Origin of the sequence: Parasphingopyxis sp. (assembly GCF_052168275.1) — a bacterium.
Classification (GTDB): Bacteria; Pseudomonadota; Alphaproteobacteria; order Sphingomonadales; family Sphingomonadaceae; genus Parasphingopyxis.
This window is the reverse complement of sequence record NZ_JBQLZM010000016.1, coordinates 24293-42849: the sequence shown is the minus strand read 5'-3', so window position 1 is coordinate 42849 and position 18557 is coordinate 24293. Positions and strand designations below refer to the sequence as shown.

26 protein-coding genes and 1 pseudogene are annotated in these 18557 nt (G+C 65.5%); 14 read left to right on the top strand and 13 right to left on the bottom strand.

All coding sequences use genetic code 11. The annotated features are described in order from the left end of the window. Together ACTS1X_RS01755 and ACTS1X_RS01750 are read right to left on the bottom strand one after the other, a co-directional pair. A pseudogene (locus ACTS1X_RS01755) lies at positions 1–444 on the bottom strand (hypothetical protein); the annotation flags it as partial. Positions 445–455: 11 nt separating this feature from the next. Next, positions 456–1259 carry a DUF72 domain-containing protein gene (locus tag ACTS1X_RS01750; protein WP_442612669.1) on the bottom strand — a complete coding sequence of 268 codons (804 nt, stop codon included), beginning with the start codon at positions 1257–1259 and terminating at the stop codon, positions 456–458. Positions 1260–1288: 29 nt separating this feature from the next. On the opposite strand from ACTS1X_RS01750, the gene ACTS1X_RS01745 reads away from it, so the two are divergent. The 3 genes from ACTS1X_RS01745 (at position 1289) to ACTS1X_RS01735 (ending at position 3193) form a co-directional block, all read left to right on the top strand. Further along, positions 1289–1975: a hypothetical protein gene (locus tag ACTS1X_RS01745; RefSeq protein WP_442612668.1), complete on the top strand. Its 687-nt coding sequence runs from the start codon at positions 1289–1291 to the stop codon at positions 1973–1975. Between the two features lie 525 nt (positions 1976–2500). Further along, positions 2501–2683, top strand: coding sequence for a PspC domain-containing protein (locus tag ACTS1X_RS01740; protein WP_176870028.1), 183 nt, complete (start codon positions 2501–2503; stop codon positions 2681–2683). A gap of 93 nt (positions 2684–2776) precedes the next feature. Then, positions 2777–3193 carry a hypothetical protein gene (locus ACTS1X_RS01735; protein ID WP_442612667.1) on the top strand — a complete coding sequence of 139 codons (417 nt, stop codon included), beginning with the start codon at positions 2777–2779 and terminating at the stop codon, positions 3191–3193. Here the strand turns inward: ACTS1X_RS01735 and ACTS1X_RS01730 are convergent. Beyond that, on the bottom strand, positions 3190–3600 hold the full coding sequence (locus tag ACTS1X_RS01730; RefSeq protein ID WP_442612666.1) for a GFA family protein: 411 nt from the start codon (positions 3598–3600) through the stop codon (positions 3190–3192). The genes ACTS1X_RS01735 and ACTS1X_RS01730 overlap by 4 nt on opposite strands. Positions 3601–3830: 230 nt before the next feature. Between ACTS1X_RS01730 and ung the strand changes: the two genes are divergently transcribed. Next, on the top strand, positions 3831–4538 hold the full coding sequence (gene ung / locus ACTS1X_RS01725; protein WP_442612665.1) for a uracil-DNA glycosylase: 708 nt from the start codon (positions 3831–3833) through the stop codon (positions 4536–4538). Here the strand turns inward: ung and ACTS1X_RS01720 are convergent. The 5 genes from ACTS1X_RS01720 to ACTS1X_RS01700 form a co-directional block, all read right to left on the bottom strand. Continuing rightward, positions 4535–5347: a hypothetical protein gene (locus tag ACTS1X_RS01720; protein WP_442612664.1), complete on the bottom strand. Its 813-nt coding sequence runs from the start codon at positions 5345–5347 to the stop codon at positions 4535–4537. The genes ung and ACTS1X_RS01720 overlap by 4 nt on opposite strands. Further along, entirely contained in the window at positions 5334–6698 is a 1365-nt protein-coding gene (locus tag ACTS1X_RS01715; protein WP_442612663.1) for a flavin-containing monooxygenase, read from the bottom strand. The genes ACTS1X_RS01720 and ACTS1X_RS01715 overlap by 14 nt, the downstream gene beginning before the upstream one ends. A 135-nt stretch (positions 6699–6833) precedes the next feature. Beyond that, positions 6834–7436 (bottom strand): DUF427 domain-containing protein, encoded by a 603-nt coding sequence (locus tag ACTS1X_RS01710; protein WP_442612662.1) that lies wholly within the window; start codon positions 7434–7436, stop codon positions 6834–6836. Next, complete coding sequence (locus ACTS1X_RS01705) at positions 7429–7806, bottom strand: EthD domain-containing protein (RefSeq protein ID WP_442612661.1); 378 nt, start codon at positions 7804–7806, stop codon at positions 7429–7431. Before ACTS1X_RS01705 ends, ACTS1X_RS01710 begins: the two co-directional genes overlap by 8 nt. Before the next feature lie 17 nt (positions 7807–7823). After that, on the bottom strand, positions 7824–8291 hold the full coding sequence (locus ACTS1X_RS01700; protein ID WP_442612660.1) for a hypothetical protein: 468 nt from the start codon (positions 8289–8291) through the stop codon (positions 7824–7826). A 53-nt stretch (positions 8292–8344) separates the two neighbouring features. On the opposite strand from ACTS1X_RS01700, the gene ACTS1X_RS01695 reads away from it, so the two are divergent. Next, entirely contained in the window at positions 8345–9001 is a 657-nt protein-coding gene (locus ACTS1X_RS01695; protein WP_442612659.1) for a lysophospholipid acyltransferase family protein, read from the top strand. Between the two features lie 34 nt (positions 9002–9035). On the opposite strand, the gene ACTS1X_RS01690 is transcribed toward ACTS1X_RS01695, so the two are convergent. Beyond that, a complete protein-coding gene (locus ACTS1X_RS01690; protein WP_442612658.1) occupies positions 9036–9518 on the bottom strand; it encodes a DUF2505 domain-containing protein in 483 nt (160 codons plus the stop codon). 182 nt (positions 9519–9700) lie between these two features. Here ACTS1X_RS01690 and ACTS1X_RS01685 point away from each other — a divergent pair, with 182 nt between their 5' ends. Beyond that, complete coding sequence (locus ACTS1X_RS01685) at positions 9701–10153, top strand: ferritin-like domain-containing protein (RefSeq protein ID WP_442612657.1); 453 nt, start codon at positions 9701–9703, stop codon at positions 10151–10153. A 141-nt stretch (positions 10154–10294) separates the two neighbouring features. Here the strand turns inward: ACTS1X_RS01685 and ACTS1X_RS01680 are convergent, their stop codons facing one another. Then, the gene (locus tag ACTS1X_RS01680; RefSeq protein WP_442612656.1) at positions 10295–10945 is read right to left on the bottom strand and encodes a TetR/AcrR family transcriptional regulator; all 651 of its coding nucleotides are present in this window, start codon (positions 10943–10945) and stop codon (positions 10295–10297) included. On the opposite strand from ACTS1X_RS01680, the gene ACTS1X_RS01675 reads away from it, so the two are divergent. Next, positions 10944–11393: an ester cyclase gene (locus ACTS1X_RS01675; RefSeq protein ID WP_442612655.1), complete on the top strand. Its 450-nt coding sequence runs from the start codon at positions 10944–10946 to the stop codon at positions 11391–11393. The two genes, ACTS1X_RS01680 and ACTS1X_RS01675, sit on opposite strands and share 2 nt — an antisense overlap. Before the next feature lie 65 nt (positions 11394–11458). Here ACTS1X_RS01675 and ACTS1X_RS01670 read toward each other — a convergent pair whose 3' ends face one another. After that, on the bottom strand, positions 11459–12754 hold the full coding sequence (locus ACTS1X_RS01670; protein WP_442612654.1) for an O-acetylhomoserine aminocarboxypropyltransferase/cysteine synthase family protein: 1296 nt from the start codon (positions 12752–12754) through the stop codon (positions 11459–11461). Positions 12755–12882: 128 nt separating this feature from the next. Between ACTS1X_RS01670 and ACTS1X_RS01665 the strand changes: the two genes are divergently transcribed. The 3 genes from ACTS1X_RS01665 to ACTS1X_RS01655 all read left to right on the top strand — a co-directional run bounded on the left by ACTS1X_RS01665 (position 12883) and on the right by ACTS1X_RS01655 (position 14915). After that, a complete protein-coding gene (locus ACTS1X_RS01665) occupies positions 12883–13104 on the top strand; it encodes a DUF2945 domain-containing protein (protein WP_442612653.1) in 222 nt (73 codons plus the stop codon). 77 nt (positions 13105–13181) lie between these two features. Continuing rightward, positions 13182–14672 (top strand): S41 family peptidase, encoded by a 1491-nt coding sequence (locus tag ACTS1X_RS01660; protein WP_442612652.1) that lies wholly within the window; start codon positions 13182–13184, stop codon positions 14670–14672. 105 nt (positions 14673–14777) lie between these two features. After that, entirely contained in the window at positions 14778–14915 is a 138-nt protein-coding gene (locus tag ACTS1X_RS01655; RefSeq protein WP_442612651.1) for a hypothetical protein, read from the top strand. 84 nt (positions 14916–14999) lie between these two features. Here the strand turns inward: ACTS1X_RS01655 and ACTS1X_RS01650 are convergent, their stop codons facing one another. Next, complete coding sequence (locus ACTS1X_RS01650) at positions 15000–15521, bottom strand: nuclear transport factor 2 family protein (protein WP_442612650.1); 522 nt, start codon at positions 15519–15521, stop codon at positions 15000–15002. A 226-nt stretch (positions 15522–15747) separates the two neighbouring features. Between ACTS1X_RS01650 and ACTS1X_RS01645 the strand changes: the two genes are divergently transcribed. The 4 genes from ACTS1X_RS01645 to ACTS1X_RS01630 all read left to right on the top strand — a co-directional run bounded on the left by ACTS1X_RS01645 (position 15748) and on the right by ACTS1X_RS01630 (position 18031). Next, positions 15748–16185, top strand: coding sequence for a GFA family protein (locus tag ACTS1X_RS01645; RefSeq protein ID WP_442612649.1), 438 nt, complete (start codon positions 15748–15750; stop codon positions 16183–16185). 20 nt (positions 16186–16205) lie between these two features. Next, positions 16206–16598, top strand: a complete 393-nt coding sequence (locus ACTS1X_RS01640; protein ID WP_442612648.1) for a hypothetical protein — start codon at positions 16206–16208, stop codon at positions 16596–16598. Positions 16599–16666: 68 nt separating this feature from the next. Next, positions 16667–17101, top strand: a complete 435-nt coding sequence (locus tag ACTS1X_RS01635) for a GFA family protein (protein ID WP_442612647.1) — start codon at positions 16667–16669, stop codon at positions 17099–17101. Positions 17102–17395: 294 nt separating this feature from the next. After that, the gene (locus ACTS1X_RS01630) at positions 17396–18031 is read left to right on the top strand and encodes a DUF2726 domain-containing protein (RefSeq protein WP_442612646.1); all 636 of its coding nucleotides are present in this window, start codon (positions 17396–17398) and stop codon (positions 18029–18031) included. A 110-nt stretch (positions 18032–18141) separates the two neighbouring features. On the opposite strand, the gene ACTS1X_RS01625 is transcribed toward ACTS1X_RS01630, so the two are convergent. Beyond that, positions 18142–18546: a type II toxin-antitoxin system death-on-curing family toxin gene (locus tag ACTS1X_RS01625; RefSeq protein ID WP_442612645.1), complete on the bottom strand. Its 405-nt coding sequence runs from the start codon at positions 18544–18546 to the stop codon at positions 18142–18144. Between the last annotated feature and the right edge of the window lie 11 nt (positions 18547–18557).

Below are 18557 nucleotides of genomic sequence, written 5' to 3'. Positions count from 1 at the left end.
CGCCGTTTCGGGTGCCGCGCCGCATCGCATGCGGATCGACATGCTGCCGTCGGGCGTGCTGACGGTCAGCCGTTCGCCGTCCGCGTCCAGCTCATAGGCGAGCGTTTCCTGCCATTCCTCGCCTTCGCCCGAAAAGCGGTGCACGACGGTGAGCGTCTCGGGTCCGGTCCGGGTGATCGTTTCCGGCGTGGCGGCGCTTTCGTAGTAGGCGATGCGGTCGGCCGCGATGTCGAGCCGCATCTCGCTCGCCGGGTCGCGGCAGGTTTCTTCCGAGAAATCCCAGCGGCCGTGAAAGTCGTCCGGCATCGCATCGAGCGTTTCGGCCGCGACCGCGGAGCCGTTCTCCATCCCGGCAGCGCTCGTATCCGGCCGGTCCTCGGGTTCGCTTCCACCCGAACATGATGCAACGGCCAGCGCGGCCAGTATGCTTGCGACACGCACCATCGTGGATCTCCTCATTGCGTAGTGCGGGCGATCAGCGCCTGGGCGGCCGCCGGCGCGCGCACCTTCGCCCCGTTGATGAAAAACATATAGACGTCCCGCCCGTCCGGCGCCGGCTCTTCCGGGGCAAGATAGGCCGGTCCGTCCGGACGGCGTCCTTCGGCCCATGTTCGCGCGGTATCGGCCCAGGCGTCGAGCTCGGCCTCGGGATAGCCGGTTTCAACGTCTTCGCGCGCGCCCAGCAGCCGGGCATAGGAAAAGTCCGCCGTCTGGTCGTCGATGCGCGGATATTTCCCGCTATGCGCGCAGACGATCGCCGCATTGTGCTGGCGCGCCAGTTCGACGAACGCGGCGCAGACGAAACTTTCATGCCGCACCTCGAGCGCATGGCGCAGCTCGATCCCCGCATGTTGCTTCGGCAGCATCGCGAGGAACGCGCCGAACTCCTCGGGATCGAATTTCTTGGTCGGCATGAACTGCCAGAAGAGCGGTCCGAGCTTGTCGCCCAGTTCGGCGATGCCCTGTCCGAGGAATTTCCCGATGCTCTCTTCGGTCTCGCGCAGGTCCTTGCGGTTCGTGCAATAGCGCGACGCCTTGACCGTGAACTTGAACCCGTCGGGCGTCGCGTCGCGCCACTTGGCGAAGCTTTCCGGCTTTTGCAGCCGGTAATAGGTGCCGTTGATCTCGATCGCGCCGAGCCGGCTCGCCGCATAGTCGAGTTCGTCGGCCTGGCGCAGGCCCTTGGGATAGAAGGTGCCGCGCCAGGGCTTGTACGTCCAGCCGCCGATCCCGGCCCGAATCCTGCCCGTGTCCGTCATCGCGTTCCTATGCCTCAAGCAAGCGCGGCGTGAAAGCCGCAAGCTGTCCGGTGATCCGGCTGGCGCATCGTCCGGTCTCCCGCTACGGTTCGGCCATGATCCGCATCTCCTCGTTTCCACTTCTCGCCGCCGCGCTGCTGCTTTCGGCCTGTTCGTCCCCGGACGACCGGTCCTCCCCGCTCCACACCGATCCCGATCCGCAGGTGGCGTTCACGGAGCGGCTGTTCGAACTGTGCGGACAGGCCTTTGCCGGGCGGCTGGTGTCCGACGATCCCGCCGATGCCGAGATCGCGGCCGAGCGCCTCGTCATGCACGTTGCCGATTGCGCGCCCGACCGGATCCGCATCCCGTTCCATGTCGGCGACGATCGTTCGCGGACCTGGGTGATCAGCGATACCGGGACCGCGCTGCTGCTCAAGCACGACCACCGGCATGCGGACGGCAGCGCGGACGCGGTCACCCAATATGGCGGCGAAACGGCCGATCCCGGCAGCGCGACCCGGCAGGAATTCCCGGTCGACGCGGAATCGATCGCGCTGTTCGAGCGCGAAGGGCTGGCGGCTTCGGTCACCAATGTCTGGGCGATGGAGGTCGACGACGCCCGTTTCGCCTATGAGCTGCGCCGCCCGGCGGGCGAGAATGAGCGCTTCTTCCGCGTCGAGTTCGACCTGACCGAACCGGTCGAGACGCCGCCGCCCGCCTGGGGCAGCGAATAGCCGCTCTCGCCGATCGCGTCGGATATTCGGCCAAAATTGCCCCACTGTTTGGGAAAAATCGCCAATAGTTTGGGCGCAACTATATGTCGCGAAACGCCGATTTTCGCGCAACCATATGAAAAACAACGATATCCGAAAACTGGCACGGTCCCTGCTTAATGTTGGATGAACCGGCGGACCGTCCGCCGGGCCAACAGGAGAAACACCATGTCGATCAATTTCAGCAATCTGCAGAGCGCCGCTTTTTCCGCCGTCGCCGCCTTCATCGTCAGCGCCGTCTGCATCAGCGCCGCCGTCGGCCCGGTTCTTCCCGTCGCCTGATTGGGCGCGGGACAACCGGGATACCATCCCCCTCTTTACGAAAGACACATCATGACCTTCAATCTCTCCACCCTGCAGAGCACCGCCTTTTCGGCCGTCGCCGCCCTGCTCGTCAGCGCCCTGTGCATTAGCGCTGCCATCGGCCCGGTCGTTCCGGTCGCGTAAATCGTCCGGAACCCCCAACCCCTTACGAAAGACAAATCCATGGCCCAGAATTTCGCCCTCGACCGCAGCAACGCCAAACTGATGGGCGTGTGCGCCGGCTTTTCCCGCTGGACGGGCTGGAACGTCATGGCGATCCGCCTCGGCCTCATCGCGTTGACCCTGTTCGCCCTCGGTCCCGTCGCGATCCTCGCCTATCTGCTCGTCGGCTGGGCCGCCGACTAGGCCCCTCGCCGCCCCGCGCGGCCGCTTGCCGAATGTTAACCTTCTGCCGTCTAGAATCGGGACCGGGTCGTTCCGATTGGAGGTTGCGGGACCATGTTCGCCGACATCCGGGCATTGTTCGAGGAGATCAAGCTCATCGCCGAGGCCTTTAACGGGCTCGAGACGCTGGAGCCGGCCGAAAAGGCGCGCGAACTGATCCGCCTGCGCCGCGACTATTCCGAAAAGAACGCCAGGGTGGCCACGCTCGTCGAGGCGCAGATCTGCGGTCCGCTCGAAAGCCGCGCCGACGCGCAGCCGCTGCTCCGCCGCTATCGCGAGACGGTGAACGAGGCGCGCGGCGCCGTTGCCGAGCATCAGGCCAACTGGCCGGCCACCAAGATCGATACCGATCCCGACTCTTATCACCTCTCCGTCCACCGCATCTCCGAGATGCAGTCGGCGCACCTCGCCTGGAAGATCGACACGTTCCTGCCCGAGGCCGAGCGGCTGCTGCGGGCGGCCGCCGCCTAGCCCGCCGGCGGATTGGCGTCGAAACGCGGCAGGCTCTCGTCGATCTCGATCCAGCCCTGCGCGCTCTTGCACCAGACATGGGTCTGCGGCGCGACCGCCGCTGTATCGTCGAGCGTCCCGGCCTTGAGGAAGGCCAGCCCCGGCATCGCCGACAGCGTCGAATAGAGCGGCGACCCGCAACTCCCGCAGAAATGGCGATGGACGAGATTGCCGCTCTCCGCCGTTTCGTCGAACACCTTCAATTCGCCCTCGCTCTCGATCGCCGCCTCGAGCACGCCGATATTGGTCGAAAAAGCGCTGCCCGATTGCCGCTGGCAGCTCTTGCAGTGGCAGACCGCAGTCATCATCGGCTCGGCCGCGATGCTGTATCTGTATTGCCCGCACAGGCATTGCCCGCTCATCGTCATCGTCCATCTCCCTCAAATCGCGCCATAATCCGTCCAGTTGTCACAAGAAGTCCCGCCTCCCCGCGCGCGAGGCGGCCCGGCCGGGCGGGGGCGGGAAAGGCGGAGGCGGCGCATATCCCGCCATCGGGACCAGCATGGCATAAAGGCGGGCGTGTAGGACAGCGCGAAATAGACAGGGGGCGGCCCGGCGGCGATTGCTCCGGCTGCCCGGTCCCGGCATAACGCCGGGCATGGCCGACGCGATCAAGCTTCACGACAGCTGGAAGAGACCGCTGCGGGGCGAATTCGAAGCGCCCTATATGCAGGCGCTGCGCGGCTTCCTGGTCGGCGAAAAGGACAATGGCAAGCGCATCTTCCCGGCCGGTTCGCTCTGGTTCCACGCGCTCGACGCGACGCCGCTCGACAGGGTGCGCGTCGTGATCCTCGGCCAGGATCCCTATCACGGCCCGGGCCAGGCGCATGGGCTGTGTTTCTCGGTCCGCCCCGGCGTCCGCCCGCCGCCGAGCCTCGTCAACATCTACAAGGAGATGGAGAGCGATCTCGGTATCCCGCCCGCACGCCACGGCCATCTCGAGCATTGGGCGCAGCAGGGCGTGCTGCTCCTCAACAGCGTGCTGACCGTCGAGCAGCACCAGGCCGCTTCGCACCGCGGCCGAGGCTGGGAACAGTTCACCGATGCGATCGTGCGATTGGTGGCGGAGAAGGAAGAGCCCGTCGTCTTCCTCCTCTGGGGCAGCTACGCGCAGAAAAAGGCAGCGTTCGTTCAGAGCGTCGAACAGGGCGGGCGGCACTGCGTGCTGAAGGCGGCGCATCCGAGCCCGTTATCGGCGCATAACGGGTTTTTCGGGTGCAAGCATTTCTCGAAGGCGAATGCGTTTCTGGAGAGCGTGGGCAGGGAGCCGATTGAGTGGGCTTTGCCGGGAGAATCCTCAACTTAACCTTTGCTAGGGCTAATCGGCTTTAACTGGCTATAGAAAGCGAAAAGGTGTGGCATTGTGTCTTCGAGATGCGAAAGAGCTTCAGGCTGGGTGACCTTTTCAACCATGTTGTTGTATCGTTCACGCATCCAAGAATATTTCACTCGTACGTGCGCTCGCCCATGATGGCTCGACCCCATTAGGCCTTTGCGGATAATATCTCCAAGCGCTTCGATGTATTGCGGGAAATCTAGATCGGGATCATTCAGCTCGCCGTGGGCTTTGTAGAAATAGTCAACGTAGTACATCCCATCAGAATCCTGCTCAAGCAGCGACCGGACGTAGTCCTTCTCATCCCGAGCAGAATGATGGTCAGCCCGAGCCTTGCCTGCTAGCTGAATCACCTCTCGGTCAAGTATAACTCGCGGATACTGAGCCGCCCTTGACTCAAGATTGTATGCTTCGATTAGCGCTGGGCCAAATACAAATTTGTTGGTGTGCAGAAGCTTGCCGCTGACCACCGCGCCACGCAGAAGAATGCCCCGCCATATCATGCGCATGATTAGGTGTTTGATTTCCAAAAGTGTCCAAAAAACCTGACTTTGTCCCTTGATATCAGCGGATACTACTATTGTATCAGAGAATATCGAAACCTGCTTTTCGCCTTCAGTCTCATCGGGGTTCCAAACTGACCGGATGACCTCATACGCTTCGTAGACAAAATCGATTTGCTCCTCGACGTCGTTTTTATTTTTGTCGATTGTACCGTCGATTATCTCTTGAAACCTCAAGACATCAATAAAGGCGACAATCCGATTATCGTATTGCATGTGCTCCTCTCCCTTTGCCCCGCCCAATCTCCTTCGCCAAATCTCGGCAATAGGTCCCGAAATCGACCTGGATCGTGTGGCGCTTCGAGGCGTAGAAATGGCCGAGATGGATTTTCTCGTCTTCGACGATCACGCGTTCCATCTCCGCTGCGTCCGGAAACGCATAGTCGCCGGTCAGCGCGGCGGCGACCAGCTTGCTCTGCTGCTCGGCCAGATTGACCAGCGTCGGTAGCGGCTGGGCGAGGCCGAGGAAGAACAGGCTTTCATAGCCCGGCTTCACCATGCGCTTGTAGAGCGGATAGGCGTTGTCCTTGGGCTGCAACTCGGGGTCCCTGAAAAACGGAAAGCTGATCTTGTAGCCGGTGGCCCAGATGATCGCGTCGAGTTCCTCCCGGCTGCCATCGGCGAAGACCACGCCGTCGCCGTCCAACCGGTCGATCGCGCCCTTCGGAATCACATCGCCGCAGCCGACGCGGGCGAGGAATTCTTCCGAGACGGTCGGATGGCCTTCGAGCGGTTCGTGGTCGGGTTTGGGGAGGCCGTAATCCTCCATCCGGCCGATGCGTTTCTTGATGAGCCGCTGGGCGATCCTGCGGCCGAGCTTGCGCGGCATCCATGCGGGCAGCACGGCCTTGTCCGCCGGCTGGCCGTTGGCATATTTGCTCAATACCCAGACGCCGCGCCGCATCGATACGAAGAGCTTTTCGGCGATCGGTTTCTGCGACAGCTCTGACGCGATATCCATCGCCGAATTGCCGCCGCCGACCACCATCACGCGCTTGCCCCGGAAATCATAGGGCTCGAACGGGTCGCAATAGGCGTGGCTGTGCATCTGGTGGCCGTGGAACTCGCCCGGATAGTCGGGCGTGCGCGGGTCCCAATGATGGCCGTTGGCGACGATCAGCGCGTCATATGTGCGGCTCTCGCCGGTCGAGAGCGTCACCTTCCAGCGCCCGTCGCCCTGCCGCTCGGCCGTCTCGACGCGCGTGTCGAAGGTGATGGCGTCGCGCAGCCCGAAATGATCGACATAATCGTGGAAGTACTGGAGCATCTGCGCATGGTGCGGGAAATCGGGCCAGTCCTCGGGCACCGGATAATCCTCGAACGCCAGGCGGTATTTCGAGGTGTCGATATGGAGGCTCTGGTAGCAGGCCGACATGCCGTTGGGATTCTTGTAATACCAGTTGCCGCCGATATCGTCCGACGCCTCGAACTGGTCATAGGCGAGGCCATGATCCTTCAGCCGCTTGGCCATGGTGAAACCCGAACAGCCCGCGCCGATGATGCAGATGGAGGGGGCGGGCGTTTCGGTGTCGGGCATTTCCGTATCGGGCATTTCCGTATCGGGCATGGGCGGCATCTTCTCTTTTTCGGTTCGGACCGGGCTTGTCGAAGCCCTGTTCTTCCTTTTCAACCATCTAAAGTGAAGGACGGCCCTTCGACAGGCTCAGGGCAAACGGTTTCGCGTTTCTGGAGCCGCCCTCCCTCACCACCCCTCGGTTCCCGGCGCGCCCTTGACCGGGCCCCTGATCGCGTCGGTCACCCAGCCCGCATAGAGGCCGCCGGGCTGTGGGCGGACGCGTTCGCCGTCGAGATAGCAGGCGAGCTTCGCCGGATAGAAGCCGAACCAGCCCGCGATCCGAGCAAAACCACGACCCAGATCGTCGAACGGATCGGAATAGGCGAAGGCCGCGTGGCGGACGGTCTCGCTCGGAGCGACGAGATCGAAATGCACGGCCGCGCCCTTCCATTCGCAGACAGTGACATGATCGGTCGGAACGAGCCAGTCGGTGCGGACGTCGTCGGGCGGGAGATAGTGGACCGGCGCGCCGGCCGTTTCGACGATGTTGAGCGCGCGGCCGCTCTGCGCCAGCACCCCGTCGGCGCACCGAATCTCGATTTCGCCGTCGGTCTCGCGGAGGGCGGGCGGGCGCGGATAGGTCCAGACCGATTCCTCGCCGGGGCCGGCGGGTTCGATTTTTTCGGGCCGCCTGCCGTTATCCCAGCCGGCGCGGTGCGGGATCGCGCGGCGCAGCAGGGCGGCCTTGTCGGGGAGCGACGGCAGTCCGTCCATAGCTGGATCAACCATCGCCGATCACGACATTCTCGTGCGCGAAGAAGAGGCGCGAGCGCGCAAAATCGATGAAGCGCGCTTCGTCCTTGGCGAGGATCGCGCCATGCCTGCGGCCCTTCTCGGTCTGCGTCGCGGCGAGCAGCGCGTCCTCGCTGTCGTACCAGAGTTCGGCGACGCCGTCATAGTCCCGCGCGTCGAGCCCGCGCCCGTCGCGGATCGCGGCGTCGATCGCGGTCGGGACCGTGTGCGACTGGACGTAACGGCGGATGCCGAGCGCCTGCGCCGCCGCGCGGACGAGCGGCGCATGGGTTTCGCGCCAATAAGCGTGGAACTCTGCGCGCGACAGCTCGGCGCGCCGGACGAGGCAATAGGTGAGCTTGAGCATGGGCGCGAGCCTAGCGGCTAGTGCGCATGGTCGCCATGGGGTCCGTAGGAGAATTCGCCGATGACGAGGCTGGCGATCTCGAAGGCCCAGCGTCCGGCGATGATCCGCTCGCCGACCGGCACCGCGCTGGAGGGCACCGTGCCGTAACCGCCATTGCCGGTGCGGTCGGCCAGCGCGTCGAAATAGAGGACCTCGCCGGTGCCGTTCTCCATCTCCAGCCAGGTCTCGCCGGCATCGGTATAGAGCACCGCGCGGACCTCGCCGGGCGCGAGCGGCGTCGCCAGCGCTTCCTCGCCGCGATGGCGGACGAGCAGCAGCTGGTGCGAAAACCCTTCGCCGAAGCCGAACACGACGCCTTCGCCGGGAGCGAGCGCGATCGAATCGACTTCCATGTTCGGATCGGTGACTTCCTGCCCCGCCGCCGCGGCGAGCGGCACGACCGCGCAGGCGATGGCGATCAGGATCGGTATCAGGCGCATCGGCATCTGCCCCCGGATCGGCTTGGACGACGCCGGCACGATAGCAGATATGGCCGGCCATGTCTGCGCCCGTCTCATATGGCGATTATGCCCATGGCAATTGCCCGGCCCTTGGTGCAGAGCGTTACGCGATGGAAACGAACGCCCGTCCCGATGCGCCGCCGATGGGCCTGCTCGCCCGGCTTGTCCGCCGCATCCTGATCTTCATCTACCGCCGGCACGGCTTCGAGGCGGTCGGCACGCCGCCCGAACCGCGCCGCTTCGTGATCATCGCGGTGCCGCACACCAGCAACTGGGATTTTCCCAACTATGTCGGGCTCACCGACGCCTTGGGCCTGCACACCCATTTCATGGCGAAGGACACGCTGTTCAAATGGCCGATCGGGCGCTTCATGCGGCAGGTCGGCGGGGTGCCGGTCGAGCGTTCGGCCAATCGCGACATGGTCCAGCAGATGATCGACGAGTTCGCCCGGCGCGACGAGTTCGTGCTGACCGTGGCGCCAGAAGGGACGCGGCAGAAGGTCGCCGGCTGGCGCACGGGTTTCTACCGGATCGCCCATGGCGCGGGCGTGCCGATCGTCTGCGGGTTCATGGACTATGCGCGCAAGCGCGCCGGAATCGGGCCGGTCATCGTGCCGACCGGCGATTACGAGGCGGACATGGCGCCGGCCTTCGCCTTCTATCGCGACATGCTCGGCAAGCGGAGCGGCATCTGAACCGGGCCGGCCGAACCGAGTTACCCGAACCGGTCTAGGCGTGCGCCGCGATCCAGGCGAATTCCTCCGCGATCTTCGCATCGGAATCGGTGATCATCAGCTTTTCGACCTTGCCGCCCATCAGCGGGATCGCGCAGCGCGCTTCCATCGTCGCATCGCAGCGGCATCCGTCGCCGTCGGCACTCAGCGTGGTTTCGCCGCGCATCGTCGCCGGCATGCCGACCGGCTGGACGTCGACCTCGGCCGTGTAGGGTCCGCCCGGCCCGCCGGTCCAGCGCTCGGTCTGGCGCACGCGCTGGCTGTCGCCGACCGCTGCCTGGAGCGGACCGGACACGTTGACCGGCACGGTCCGTTCGATCGTGACGACGGTTTCGCCATCCGCTTCGCTCACATCTATCTCGATATCGCGCGAGCCGAGCGCCTCGAGCTTCGCGCGGACCAAGGCGGGATCGGTGAAGGCGGCATAGACGGCATCGACGCCCCGGGCGAAATCATGGCGGTGGCTGCTGTTTCTCATGCGCCGCTCCTAGCCGCTCGCATCCGCGCCGCCAACCGTCATCCCGCCTGTTCGCCGGTCCGGCGGCCTCCGCCATGAATGCCGTAACATAACTGAAATATAAAGATTTTTCGGATCGATTTCGCGATTGGCGCGTTGACCCGATATCCGCAGCCCTGAAATGAAGTAAGAGGAGTTTCATCATGTTCAACGACAATGTCCGCACGCTCAACGGCCTGATCGCGACGACGCTCGACAGCGTCGACGGCTACACCAAGGCCGCCGACGATGCGACGAGCGAACGCTTCGCGCAGCTGTTCCGCGACCGCGCCGCCGAGCGCCTGCAGGTCGCCGACCAGCTCAAGGCGGAGGTCCGCCGCCACGGCGCCGAGCCGGAGGACGACGGAACGATCCTCGCCGCCGCGCACCGCGCCTTTCTTGGCTTGCGCGACGCGGTGACCGGCACCGACGACGAGGCGATCGTCAAGGAGGTCGAGCGCGGCGAAGACCATATCAAGGCGAAGTTCGAAGATGCGCTGCGCGACGACGATCTCGAGCCGCAATCGCGCGCCGTGGTCGAGCAATGCTTTACCTCGGTGCAGCAGGGCCATGACCAGATGAGCGCCATCCAGAGCATGATGGACCGGGCCGACTGACCCGGCCGCCCATCGTCGATGCGAACAGGGGCCGGCTCTATAGCCGGCCCCTTTTTTTGCCGATTACTACGGCCGAGCCGAATATCGTGAGTCTGGCGGAGCGTTTCGGATGCCAGGGGCATAACCTTCTAGCGGTCGGTCTCACCGATTGGTGGCACCGGTTTGCTTTTCACCGACCAAAAGATCGTACAGCACTTCCATATTGCGAATGCGCTCATCCCGGGTACGCGATACTGCGGCCGAGTATTCGCCGAGCCAGGATGAATAGGCGACGGGCGCCAGGCGCGTCGCTTCTGCCTTTTGCAAACCGATCTGTTGCAATAGCGCGGCTATATAGGCTGTCCGGCGCTCATCGACCTCCGCCACCACCGATTTCGCATCGGCATTATCAGCCATCCAGAGACGGATACCGACTTCGAAGCGACCATCATCTTCCGCACAGGCGATCAGCAGCCGTCGCAGCTTTTCCCTAGGGTCGCCGCCTGCGTCTTCATTTCGCGTTATCACCGACTCAGTTTGCCGATCTCGCCATCTGTGCAGCACCATCTGCATCAGGTCTGCGATATTCTTGAAATGCCAGTAGAAGCCGCCGCGCGTTACGCCCAGCGTCTTGGCGAGGCGATCGACCTTGACCGCGTCGACCCCGCCTTGCTCGAAGGCTTCGTATGCGGCGATGATCCAGTGGTCGCGCCCCAGCGTCTTCCGGCCTTTCTTTTCCATACAGGGTGTATTGACAAGCTTGCGGGTGAAAGGCAAATCGGTGCCATACACCCTGTATGGAGATTCGATCATGCTGCACTCCGCCGAGATTCGGTCTCCGCTTGAAAGGCGGCGGGTCGATGTGGCGTGCGGGATGTTCCGTGACGGATGGGGCGCAAATCCGGGATGGCAGGCTGTGTGGGAGGCCCATGCCGCGCCCGACATGATAGGATTTTTCAACGGGCAGCCTGAACCGAACAGGGGACGAAAGGCCTTTATCGCCTTTCAAGAGGCGCTGTTCGAAGGATTTTCAGACCTGAGTACTGATGTCACCGGCGTGACCGTCGAGCGAGAAACGGTCGTCGTGCAGTCGGTGCTGGATGGCGTCCAGAACGGAATGTTTCTGGGCGTGCCGCCGAGCGGCAAGCATGTGCACGTTCCCGATGTAACGATATTTCGATTCACGGAAGAGACCATTTGCGAGGTGCGCTATTTTACCGACCTGCTCTTGGTCATGAAAACCATTGGGGCCGTCGGTTGACTGCCCCCGGTCAATCAAAGGGCCTTGCCGGTCAGCCTGGAAACGCACCGCTCCCGGCGCCGGGATTATTGCGCCGCGGTCAGCGCCTGGTCGATATCGGCGATGATGTCGTCGATATGTTCGAGCCCGATCGAGAGCCGGACATAGCCGGGCGACACGCCGGTCGCCAGCTGCTCCTCGGCGGCGAGCTGGCTGTGGGTCGTCGAGGCGGGATGGATGGCGAGGCTGCGCGCATCGCCGATATTGGCGACATGGTAGAGCAGCTCGAGCGCGTCGATGAACGCCTTGCCGGCCTCCGCTCCGCCGGCCAGCTCGAAGCCCAGCAGGCCGCCGAGCCCGCCGGTCAGCACCGCCTCCGCCCGCGCCTGCTGTTCGCCCTCCAATAGCGAGGGATGGATGACCCGGGCGACGCCGTCGCGGCCGGTGAGCCAGTCCGCCACTTTCTGCGTGTTCTCGCAATGCCGGGGCATGCGCAGCGCCAGCGTCTCCAGCCCCTGGAGGAACTGGAAGGCGTTCATCGGGCTCATCGCGGCGCCGAGATCGCGCAGCAGCACGGTGCGCGCGCGCAGGATATAGGCGATCGGCCCCAGCGGCGCCGCCGCTTCGGTCCAGACCGCGCCGTGATAGCTGGCGTCCGGCGTGTTCAACAGGGGCTGGCGTTCGGCATGCGCGGCCCAGTCGAAATTGCCGCCATCGACGATCAGCCCGCCGATCGAGGTGCCGTGCCCGCCGATATATTTGGTCGTCGAGTAGACGATGATCGCGGCGCCGTGATCGAACGGCCGGGCGATCAGCGGCGCGGCCGTATTGTCGACGATCAGCGGGATGCCCATCGGCCGGCCCGCCGCCGCGATATCGGCCATGGGCGCGACGACGAGCTTCGGATTGGGCAGCGTCTCGACGTACCAGGCGCGGGTCCTGTCGTCGCTCGCATCGACGAACGCCTGCGGATCGGCCGGATCGACGAAGCGCGTCTCGATGCCCAGATCCTTCAGCGTGTTGGCGAAGAGATTGTAGGTGCCGCCATAGAGATCGGTGCCGCTGACGATATTGTCGCCCGCCCGCGCGAGATTCTGCACCGCATAGGCCGAGGCCGCCTGGCCCGAGGCCACGGCGAGCGCCGCCGCGCCGCCCTCGATCGCCGCCATCCGCTCCTCGAGGATCGCCGTCGTCGGATTGCCGATCCGGGTGTAGATATTGCCGAGCTCGGACAGCGCGAACAGGTTGGCCGCATGGTCGGTGCTGTCGAACTGGTAGCTCGTCGTCTGGAAGATCGGCGGCGCGACCGCGCCGGTGCCGGGATCGGCGCGCCATCCGGCGTGCAGCGCGAGCGTTTCGGGGTGGAGCGTCTTGTCGGCCATGGTCGTCTCCTCTTGCATCCGGCCGGTCCTAGCGCAGCCGCGCCGGGGAAACACCCGTCAAAATCACGCAACTTCCGTGGGCCGGCGTGCGTTGAATGGACGACAGGGGAAGACAGGAGATATCCGCAATGGCGAACAGCTTTCAGACCGATCAGTATGTCGAATGGGACTGGGGTTCCGGCACGGCCAAGGGCCAGATCGCGGACCGGTTCGAGCGCGAGGTGACGCGCACGATCCACGGCACCAAGGTCACGCGCAACGGGTCCGAGGACGATCCGGCCTATCTGATCCGGCAGGAGGATGGCGACGAGGTGCTGAAACTGGGCTCGGAAATCCGCGCCGCCGACTGAGGCGGGCATCTTCCGTCTTGCGCGCCGCTCATCTCCGGTTCAACCTGTTGCGAATAGAGGCCGATTCACGGTTCGGCATGCGGCAGGGAGGCGGGGCGATCAGGAGACCGGGAAAAATCGGCACGGCGCTGAGTGCCCTCGCGCTGCTCGCGGCCTGTGGAGGCGGCGGTGGCGGGGGCGGCGCGAGTTCCGCAGCACCTCCGCCGAGCGCCAGCGCGCCGCCCCCGCCGTCGCCGGCGAGCAGCCCCTGCTCGGTCGCCGCGCGCCAGCAATGGGCCGGAGCGCAGATCGACGAATGGTATCTGTTTCCCGAGACGCTGCCCGCCAACCGCAGCCCGGCCGGCTTCGCGACGGTCAGCGCCTATATCGACAACCTCACCGCCACCGCGCGTTCGCAGGGCCGCGACCGCTTCTTCACCCATTTGACCTCGATTGCCGAGGAGAATGCCTTTTTCCAGCAGGGCGCCAATGCCGGCTTCGGCATCCGGCTCTCCTATGACGGCGCGGGGCGGCGCCTGTTCGTCTCCGAAGCCTTCGAAGGCGCGCCGGCGCTGGCCGCCGGGATCGATCGCGGCACCGAGATCCTCGCCATCGGCACGAGCAGCGCGGACCTGCGCACGATCAGCCAGATCGTCGCGAACGGCGGACAGGCCGCGTTGACCCAGGCGCTCGGCCCCTCGTCGGCGGGCGTGCAGCGCACCTTGCGGGTCAAGGATCCGGTCAACGGCACGCGCACGCTGTCTGTCACCAAGGCCGATTTCGATCTCGACCCCGTCTCGCCGCGCTACGGCGCGCGGGTGATCAAGGACGGCGGGCGCGAGATCGGCTATCTCAACCTGCGCACCTTCATCGAGACGGCCGAACCCGCGCTCACCGCCGCGTTCGACGATTTCAAGGCGCGCGGCATCACCGAGTTCATCATCGATCTTCGCTATAATGGCGGCGGGCTGGTGAGCACGGCCGAGCTGATGGGGAACCTGCTCGCGCGCAACCGGATGAACGACGTCTTCGCCCGGCTGACCTATCGACCGAGCAAATCGCAGTTCAGTTCGGTCAAACGGATTTCGCCCAAGGCCGAATCCGTCGCGCCGACGCGGATCGCCTTTATCGGCACCGGCGCCACCGCATCGGCGAGCGAGCTCGTGATCAACGCTTTCATCCCGTTTCTCGGCTCGGACCTTGCGCTCGTCGGCAGCGATACGTTCGGCAAGCCGGTCGGCCAGATCGCCGAGGACCGCGCCCAATGCGACGACCGGCTCCGCATCGTCGCCTTCGCCACCGAAAATTCGGCGGGCAATGCCGACTATTTCGACGGGCTCGCCGGCAGCGTCGGGGCGAGCTGCGCGGCGGGCGACGATGTCGGCTTCGCGCTCGGCGATCCGCGCGAGAACTCGATCGCCCGGGCGCTCGATTTCCTTGCGGGACGCAGCTGCCAGCCGATATCGGCGACGGCCAGCGCCAGCGGCACCGAAGCGGGGCAGGCCGAACCCGGCCAGCTGCGCCAGCGCGCGATGCTGACGCCCGCCCGGCCCAGCGCCGCGCAGTTCCATTCGCCCGGAATTTTCTAGCGCCGCGACCGGCCCGATTCGGCCAATGCAGATCCTGCGCGCTTTTCGCCGCCAAAGCGCCTAGCGTCGGCGTTCGGGCATTCCGCCTGCGCGAAGGACAGCATCATGGCGAAAGGCCAGAAGAAATCGAACAAGGAAATCCGCAAGCCCAAGGCGGAGAAAAAGAAGAAGAACAACATGTCCCAGCCGTCCCAGAAGCCCGGGGTGGTCTCGGGCCTCGAGCATATGAAGAAGAAGGGCTGAGGCCGGGCCGGAACCTGGCCAGCCGGGGCCGCCGCTTGCCGCGGCCCCGGGGGACTTGCGCCCCCCCCCGATCGGCTGAGCGGCCTATTCCGCGGCAGCGGCGCGCGCGGCGCGCAGCGCGGCGAGGAAGGGCGCGTAGTCGGCGAAGTCGCGATGCGAGACAACCCGCCCGTCCTCGACCCGCAGAATCGTGACGAACGGCATCACGCTGGCCACTTCCATCCCGTCGTCGAGCCGCAGGGCCCAGTCGAGCTCGCCCTCGAACACCGAATAATGGCCCGAATGGAAATTGCGCATCGGGCGCAGCGTCATCCGCGTGATCCCTTCATAGCCGTCGCGGAACAGCGTCATCATCGCCGCCTTGCCCTCCGCCTCGGCGCCGCCGAAGACCAGCTCGGCCGTGGCGTCGTGAAAGCTCGCATCGTCGGCGAGCAGCGGCTCCAGCGCATCCCAGTCGCGCGCGATATAGGCGTCGAAATAGGCATGGCCGACCGGCTGGGTCGCGGCGCCGGCATCGTCGAAGCTGGGCCGCTCCTGCGCGGCGAGCGGCGCGGCGGGCAGGGCCAAGGCGATGGCGAGCGGAAGGGCGCGGAAGAAGATTTTCATGACGGGACGAACCTCGTGTTGCGGGTCGGAAACAATGCGATGGGAGGGCCGAAGCCGATCGCGCGGCGGTTGTCGATCCGGCTTTCGACGAGCGGCCGTCGCGCGGCGCCGGCTTTCGACGAACGTCCCGCACGGGACGGCGAAGAGCCGGTGCTGTCAGTTGACTTATGTCAAGGCCCCGCGCGATGTCCGTCGGCAGGATGGACGAGGATCGGAGGGAAGGACCATGGGCGATACGCCGACAAGGAGCGAGCGGGCGGGCAAGTGTCTGTGCGGCGCGGTGACGATCACGGCGAAGGCGGCGAGCCATGAGGTGGGCGCCTGTCATTGCTCGATGTGCCGCCGCTGGGGCAGCGGGCCGTTCATGGAGCTCGATTGCGGCACCGACGTCGCGATCGCGGGCGAGGAGCATGTCACGCGCTACGATTCCTCGCCCTGGGCCGAGCGCGCCTTTTGCGCCAGATGCGGCACCAATCTCTTCTATCGCATCAAGGAGGCGAACCAGCATATGGTAGCCGTCGGCCTGTTCGACGATGCGGACGGCCTCGCCTTCAAGACCGAAGTGTTCATCGACGAGAAGCCCGATTTCTACAGCTTCGCCGAGGACACCCGGAAGATGACCGGGGCCGAGCTGTTCGCGCTGGTGCAGGACGGCAAGATCTGAGCGCCGTCGCCGACAGCGCGATGGCCGGGGATACGGCCGCCATGACGGCGCTGCTCGAGGCGGCCGGGGAGGCGGGCGTCGATATCGTGCCGATCGTGTTCGACCGCTTCTTCGCGGAATTTCCCGAGGCCCGCGCGCTTTTCCCGCATGTCGAGGCGGCGGCCGGGCGGATGGTCAACGAGACGCTCGAGGCGATGCTCGGGCTGGCCGAAAACGCCTGGTGGGTCGAGACGACGATCGTCAATTTCGTCGACCTCCACCGCAATTACGGCGCGATTCCCGCGGCGCAATGGACGGCCTGGGTCGACATGACGGTCGACGCGCTGGCCGAAGCCGCCGGCGAGGGGGCGGACGGCGAGCGCGCCTGGCGGCGGCAGGCCGGGCGGCTGAAGGCGATGATCCGCGCCGCATAGCCGCGGTTGCAAGCGGCGCCGGCGCCTGTCAGGTTCGCCGCCCAACATTCCGGAAGAGGATCAGGAAGATGAGCGAAGAGACGCTGGAAGGGCGCTGCCTGTGCGGCGCGGTGACCGTCGCCGCGACGCCCGCGCGGCCGCATGTCGAGGCCTGCCATTGCACCATGTGCCGGCGCTGGGGCGGGATCGCCTTTACCGGCCTGCAGTGCGGCCAGAATGTCCGCTTCACCGGCGACGAGCATATCGCGCGCTACGCCTCGTCCGCCTGGGCCGAGCGGGGGTTCTGCCGGGAATGCGGCACCAACCTCTTCTACCGCTTCGTCCCGGCGGACAACTATTCGCTGACCGCCGGGCTGTTCGACGATGTCGGCGCGCTGACCCTGGGCGAGCAGATCTTCATCGACGAGAAGCCGGACTGGTACGATTTCGCGCAGGACACGCCGAAAAAGACCGGGCCGGAGATCATCGCCGAGGCCAAGGCGGCGGGGTTCGCGTTCGACTGAGAGGCGAGACCCTTTCGGCGATCCGGAGCGGCGGATGCGGCGCGGAAGGTGGCGAAGGTGGCGCGCATAAGGGGGCCGGAACGCCAGAATCGGCGGAAACCCGGCCTTTCGCGCCGACGCCGTCCCGAATCGCGCCACTTTGAGGCACTTTGCGCCAGCTTGCGCGTGAGCGGCACACCCTTCGGAGCGCGGAACGCGGCGGCCGCGCGGCGATCGGCAGGCGGGCGGACGCACCGACAACCCGCTTCGCGCATTGACGCTTTGGAAAGGAAAAAAGGGCATGATTTCCGCATCATGCCGCCCGAGATACTCGCCCTGATCGACAAGCCCTGGCTGCTGGTGATCGTCCTCGGCGCCGGCGCGGCGCTCGGCATCGCGGTCGAGCGGTTCGTCGAGGCGCTCAACCGCGCCGAACGCCGCGCCTACTGGAAAGGCCGCAACGCCGCCCGCAAGCGATCGGGCGCGCCCGGCGCGGGCGGGGCGCAGGGCGGCGCAGCCCTCGCCGCCGAGCAGCTGCGCACCGTGATGCAGGCCAGCTTCCGCGCGCGCCCGCTGATGAACAGGTCCGAACGCCGGCTGCTCGGCGTGGTCGACGCGGCGCTGGAAGCGGAAAGCCCGGGCTGGCGCGCGATGGGCCAGGTGTCGCTCGGCGAGATCCTGTCGAGCCCGGACAAGGCCGCCTATTTCGCGATCAATTCGAAGCGCGTCGACCTGCTGATCGTCGACGCCGACTGCCGGCCGCTCCACGCCGTCGAGTTCCAGGGCGCGGGCCATCACACGGGCAAGACCGCCGCGGCGCGCGACGCGGTGAAGAAGGAAGCGCTGCGCCGCGCCGGGATCGGCTATGTCGAAGTCGTCAAGGGCGACACCCCCGCCGAGGTGCGCGAGATGGTGCGGAAGCTGGCCGGAAGGGTGGCGAGCGGGGCGTAGCGGCGGCGTGGTGCGGAGCGGCTCGCGGCATCGCTTGCCGCTCTGGATTGCCGCGTCGCTCCGAAACGAGTTCGGGCCTCCTCGCAATGACGAGGTTTGCAAAGAGCCCTTCAATTCTCGACGATGTGCGCGCGAAACCAGCCCGCCAATTCCTCTTCGTTCAACTCTCCCGCGGCGAGGGTTTCGACCAATCGGACGGCAGCGACTTCGTCGAACGCAATATGAAGTCCGTTCAGGCTAAGGAACAGGTTGGCGATGACCCATCCGGTCCGTTTGTTGCCGTCGACAAACGGATGGTTGCGCACGATGCCGAACGCATAGGCGGCGGCGAGGGTTGCCGGATCGTCTTCGCCATGTTCCCAGCGATTGCGCGGGCGCGCCAGGGCGGATTCAAGCCCGCCCCGGTCACGCGTCCCCGTTCCTCCTCCATGCTCGGCCAGCTGGCGGTCGTGCACGGCCAGCGCGACCTCCTCATGCACCCAGATCGGCTGTACGCGAACGGGAGGGCGGGTCATTCAGGCGCGTT